This is a genomic window from Nostoc sp. UIC 10607 (genome assembly GCF_047228265.1).
GTDB lineage: Bacteria > Cyanobacteriota > Cyanobacteriia > Cyanobacteriales > Nostocaceae > Nostoc > Nostoc foliaceum_A.
The window spans coordinates 1-5,461 of the sequence record NZ_JBIQNW010000141.1; the positions used below are offsets into that span (position 1 = coordinate 1).

The 5,461-nt window shown below is 45.4% G+C and carries 4 protein-coding genes; 2 read left to right on the forward strand and 2 right to left on the reverse strand.

Going from position 1 to position 5,461, the window contains the following annotated elements:
• Positions 1-19 precede the first annotated feature (19 nt).
• Positions 20-754, reverse strand: coding sequence for a ParM/StbA family protein (locus ACEYW6_RS35680; RefSeq protein ID WP_412983525.1), 735 nt, complete (start codon positions 752-754; stop codon positions 20-22).
• A gap of 223 nt (positions 755-977) precedes the next feature.
• Between ACEYW6_RS35680 and ACEYW6_RS35685 the strand changes: the two genes are divergently transcribed.
• A complete protein-coding gene (locus ACEYW6_RS35685; protein WP_412983526.1) occupies positions 978-1,229 on the forward strand; it encodes a hypothetical protein in 252 nt (83 codons plus the stop codon).
• A gap of 549 nt (positions 1,230-1,778) precedes the next feature.
• Positions 1,779-4,715: a plasmid replication protein, CyRepA1 family gene (locus ACEYW6_RS35690; RefSeq protein WP_412983527.1), complete on the forward strand. Its 2,937-nt coding sequence runs from the start codon at positions 1,779-1,781 to the stop codon at positions 4,713-4,715.
• Between the two features lie 292 nt (positions 4,716-5,007).
• On the opposite strand, the gene ACEYW6_RS35695 is transcribed toward ACEYW6_RS35690, so the two are convergent.
• Positions 5,008-5,461, reverse strand: a 454-nt coding sequence (locus ACEYW6_RS35695; RefSeq protein ID WP_412983528.1) for a hypothetical protein, incomplete at its 5' end; no start/stop codon positions are given.

A 5,461-nucleotide genomic window follows, 5' to 3' on the forward strand; every position in this document is an offset into this window, starting at 1 on the left:
CTGCTGGAATTCAGGTATATTAGTCATTTTGGCAGTTTTTGACTCTTCTTTTTTCAGGCTTTGTGAGAAATCCGGGACCACTGCCATTAAAGACAGTCACCAACCAAGTTGATGAACCGATATCGAGTGCGATCGCTAATTCTGAGGGGTCAAGTATCAGGGATCCTTCACCGAATAAGCAGTGGGCAATGCTTCCAAATCCTTCGGGATAAATGCCTGTAACCACGATGTCAACTGTCTTGATGACAATGGAACGAGTTACAGGATGCAGATGCTCAAAGGTGTGAATCCCTTCTACCCTGCGTTTAATCTCAGTCGCCCAGCGTTCTGGGTTGTGGTTGCTCAAACTAATCGAAAGCTTGAACCCATCGGGAATATTCAGAACTGCTAAGTCTGCAAGGATGCTTTCTAGTGCCAGTTCTGCTTTTTTGGCTTTGTCGTCGTGCAGTAAGGTGTGGTCACTTTGCGCTAGAGCCGCACTGCCCCAGAAGAATTGAATGTCTTTTAAGTCAAGCCGCGTTCCTTCTACATAACGCACCCATGCCCCATCTTTTGAGATGGTTTCGTGGTGCATGATGTTTCGGTTGCGAACAAGTGAGTATACGGCAGGCATCATGATCGAAAAATCACCGATGATTGCCTTGCCGTACCCTGCACCTGAGTCTTTTCCGGCAGTGAGGTCAGTTAGCCCTGATTTGGCTAACAAGTCTGCTTGAACTAGCCAGTTTTTGGCATTGGAATATATAGCTGTCATGGTTCAGATGATTGTTAAAGTCTTGATTTTTCTGGCTTGGCGTTGATTTTTAGTGAAATCACGATAAATCCAGATATCCAGTTAAGGGCAAGCCATAGCATCACTTTCCGGCAACTCTAGCCTTTGTTGGGTGGCATTTTTTGGCTTGATAATGATATTATAGACCAACGTTCACCCGTTATAACGGGTGAACCAAAAAATGTTTTAAAAATATCGTGGGAGAATGGTAGAGCAAACTATTGAGACTGATGATTTGGGCAGGAGAGAAAACCCTGATTATTCTCGTGTTACAGGACTGGTCAAGAGAGACTTAGCGCGAAGGCTTCGTGTTTTTGTTGCATCTACAGAAACTACAATTTCAGAAGTGGTGGAAAAGGCATTGCAAAAATATCTAGATGAAATGGAGGGCGAAAGGACTAACTCAGAAGGAAACAAGCCTGAAGAGAAAACCAAGAAAACTAAGGGCAATACATGACTAAAACTCCAGAAGGCTACCACCCCAACGTAGAACCACTATCAAGCAGGCTTGTTAAGTAGCGTTACGGAGAATTCGTATTCAAGTTGGATGTCAAGTGTTCGATTGTTCTGTAAGATCAGGCAAGTACTGAAATGAAGCGTACACGGAGGTAAATATACAAAAGTATCAAAAGATAGATGGACAAAAGCGCCACTAGCTAGTAAGTAGTGACGCTTTATCCGAGATTTAAACTCATATTTCATTTACTGGAGCCGGAGAGGGGATCTCAAACAAACCAAAGCAGTGGCCGAAAAGTTGGTAGCTTAGAAAACCACTGATTTGATATGAGATTTAGTCCGTGCTGCCTTCACACTATTATATCGATAGCTGTGGCAATTTTTATGTGCTTCTGTTGGCAGATTTTGGCTAAAAAAGTCATCAAATCTTTGTTTTAAAAACCAAAATTGGGCAAAATTCGAGCAATACAGCGATTTATGTAGATATAAGGTATGGCAGCGCGATAACCCCCTCCAAATACTGAAAAACAACGTATTTGAGGGAAAAGCTGTGAAAAATAGTAGCTGTGGGCTTCAAAAATTTGAAGTCACAGAGAGGTACGAGATCATATCCCGTCCCTCTCACATAGAAGCGCACCATTGGAATGAATGGTTAGCCAGTGCTGTTGACCCTGGAATTATTGCGCTAAACGTCATTTCCGTATCGGGTAATGCCGCCTACGATTACCTGTTTTATGGTCAAAACGTCCCCCGCCGTAACGATGGACGACTCAGAGACGGGGTACTGAAGAAGTATCGCCACATCGAAGGACTGAACTGGTGGTGTAGTGGCGTTGACCCGCTTAACGATTATAGCCCCATGATGTGGGGCGGCATGAAACCCGACCACCCCAGGCGCGACCTGAACAAAGTTTTTAAATTCATCAAGTATGAACATCCCTTGCGAGTGCCTACACGGGCATTCTTCCTGGCAGTACCAGATTACATTTGGGAGAGTGTAGCCGCCCGATATGACTTGCCCATCAGCGATGAAGATAGGGCATTAGGCTTCTGGCATTGGGTATGGAAGTACAACATCCCAGTTGTGATTTGTGAGGGGGCCAAAAAAGCAGGGGCATTGCTTACTTTGGGCTATGCAGCGATCGCCCTTCCTGGGATAAACAGTGGCTACCGCAATCCCAAAGATGAATTTGGGCAACCCACAGGTAATTTACACCTAATTCCAGAGCTACAACACTTCGCCACCCTTGGACGTAAATTCATCATCTGCTTTGACCACGACACCAAGCCAGAAACAGTTCAACGGGTGAATATTGCCATTAGCCAAACCGCTAAACTGTTAACTGCCTGCGGCTGTCAAGTCCTAGTGACACAGTGGAGTTACCCGGAAAAAGGCATTGATGACTTAATTGCCGCTAGGGGGCCAGCTGTTACTGATGAAATTATAAAACTAGCACTGACAAAAGAAAAATGGCAGGTCAAAGAGTACAGCCGACTCTCAATTGAGGCGGCACTCGTCCTCAATCAGCGTTACCTGGGAGCATTGACCATCCCGGAAACCGCTAAACTGATTTTGCTCAAATCCGTTAAAGGTTCTGGTAAAACCGAGTCATTTGCCGCGATCGTTGCTGAGGCGATCGCTAACGGTCAACCCGTTATCCTCTTATCGCACAGGGTACAGTTAGCCCAAGCGATCGCTGACAGGGTAGGCATCCCCTACATCACCGAAGTCAGAAACAGCGAAACAGGAGTTTTACTCGGTTTTGCGCTGTGTGTAGACAGTTTACACCCCAACGGTCAAGCCAGATTTAACGCTGCCCACTGGAAAGAACCCTTAGTAATCATTGACGAATCCGAGCAGGTGATCTGGCACTTGCTCTCTGCCAACACTGAAGTTAAGAAGCATCGGGTCGAAGTCCTCAACCAACTTTCACAGTTGTTCAAAAATGCCTTTGCTCCTGGACGGGGTAAAGTCATCCTGGCTGATGCTGACTTATCTGATTTATCGCCTGAAATGGTTATGGGTCTTGCAGAAACCCAAGTTACCCCTTGGGTAGTCGTCAACAACTGGAAGGGACAACCCTGGAACATTTACCACTACAAACAAACTACCCCGGTTAATTGGTTAGCTGCCCTGGAAACCCACATCAAAACCGGGGGTAAGCCTTTTATTGCCGTTGATTGCCAAAAAGCTAAATCCAAATGGGGAACCAAAGTCTTAGAGGCGAGGTTTAAGAAACAATTTCCCGATCGCAAAATACTTCGTATTGACTCCGAAACGATTGCCGACCCGCAACACGAAGCTTACAACTGCATATCGAGATTAAACAAAGTACTGCTGGAATATGACATTGTGCTGGCCTCCCCATCCATCGGCACAGGGGTCAGCATTGACATTTGGGGGCATTTTACCAGTGTTTGGGGATGCTTCCGGGGAGTAGCGCCAGAAAATGCCACTCGCCAAGCCTTAGCCCGTGTCCGAGAGGCGATACCGCGTCATCTTTGGGTAGCCAGTCATGGCTTAGGAAAGATTGGCAACGGAGCAATTAACCTCAAATCCCTGTTAGCCTGTGAGCATAAACGCTTTCAAGCTAACTTGAAGCTGCTACAAAATGCTTCATTGATCATTGACGGCGATGAAATCAACATTAACCGCACTGCCTTAAACGTTTTTGGCAAAATGGCCTGTCGCATCAATGCGGGTATGATTCGTTACCGTGACACTGTGCTAGAGGAATTAGGTAACGAAGGCCATAACATTGTCGATGTCCATGACAACAAAATTCGCAAAAAGTTAAACAACGAAATCACCGCCCAAACAAATGAAGTTTACAACGGTGAATGTCAGGATATAACTGCTGCCGATACAACTGATATGACTGCTGCCAAATATGAGGCGCTACAACAGCAACGGGCTAAAACCACAACTGAACGCCATATTGAGCGCAAATATAAGCTAGAACAGCGTTACGGTGTGGATGTTACCTCGGAACTCGTCAAAAAAGACGATCAAGGTTATTACCCACAATTGAGATTGCATTTTTACCTGACCTTGGGCAGAGCGAAAGTCGCTGACCGCGATCGCAAACTGGGTGAAAAGATGCTTGCCTGCAAGAGCGCATGGCTACCAGACTTTAACGGTGGTCAACTGGGTTTGGTAATTCATGCCTTGGAACTGTTCAACATCCCCAATTTCATCGCCGATGACCGGGAATTCCGGGGAACTGATGCAGACCTAGTACAGATGGCTAACAACGCTCTGTCTGTGAAGTGGCAAGTGAAAACCGTTCTGGGAATTACCCTCAATGACAATGACAGCCCCATCGTTATCTTACGGAGATTGCTCAAGAAGATAGGGCTGAAATTGAAATACATTTGTCGTGATGGCACGGGCGATCGCCAACGAGTTTATCGTGTGGTTGACGGTGACGATGGACGTGATGAAATCTTCAAAAACTGGCTGGCATTAGATACAGCCCAGGCTTAACCATAATTCCTAACTCTCCACCTAACTAAATAGCGGGAGCAGCGTTGTAGCTTATAGACTACAGCCCAGTTACCTCATGGCTTAGTTAGGTCTAGTACACGTTTTCAAAGGGCGGATGACTTCACTTTGGTGAGAGTTAACCTACCAACAGCCTCAAAACCTCAGTTTTTCGTCACGTCCACTAACGGTAATTAAATAGATAAACAGTTTTACTGGACAATTTAGACAAGACACAACTAAAGGAGTTAAACCCCAATTTTTTTCAGATTTGCGCCTAGATGTGTTGTGGCTGCTAGAGTGCCAGCACGCACTCGATTGCTGCTTCTAAGTGTTCTTCAACAGTAGTATCTTTCAAACCAAACCAACTTTTAAGCAAATACATAGTCTGCCCGATACTGCAAACGACGATGGAGAAGCGTCGAATTTTACTACAGCAGTCTTCTTCAGGCAAAGCTTGAATAGATTGGTATAACTCCCCAAAGGCATTAAGGGACAACGCATCGCTCATGTCTTGTGGATAATCCTTTGAAAGGAACGCTTTTGCTGTGCTGGGCTTAAATTTCAACTTAGGAAATGTATAGCTTGACCAGTTGAAATTGTGAGTTTTCCAATATTCCAAGCAAGCCTTACGAATCAGCTGTGGATCAAACTCGTGATAGTAAAGCTTTCCCCATCGGTGAGAGGTTAGAGGGATTGCACTTTTGTCAAGAGGGTGCAGGAAAAGGGGATAAATCCAGCTTGGAGAC

Excerpts from the sequence above, each read along its gene's own strand:
- ACEYW6_RS35680 (WP_412983525.1), bottom strand. The coding sequence starts at position 754 with ATGACAGCTATATATTCCAATGCCAAAAACTGGCTAGTTCAAGCAGAC.
- ACEYW6_RS35685 (WP_412983526.1), top strand. The coding sequence starts at position 978 with ATGGTAGAGCAAACTATTGAGACTGATGATTTGGGCAGGAGAGAAAAC.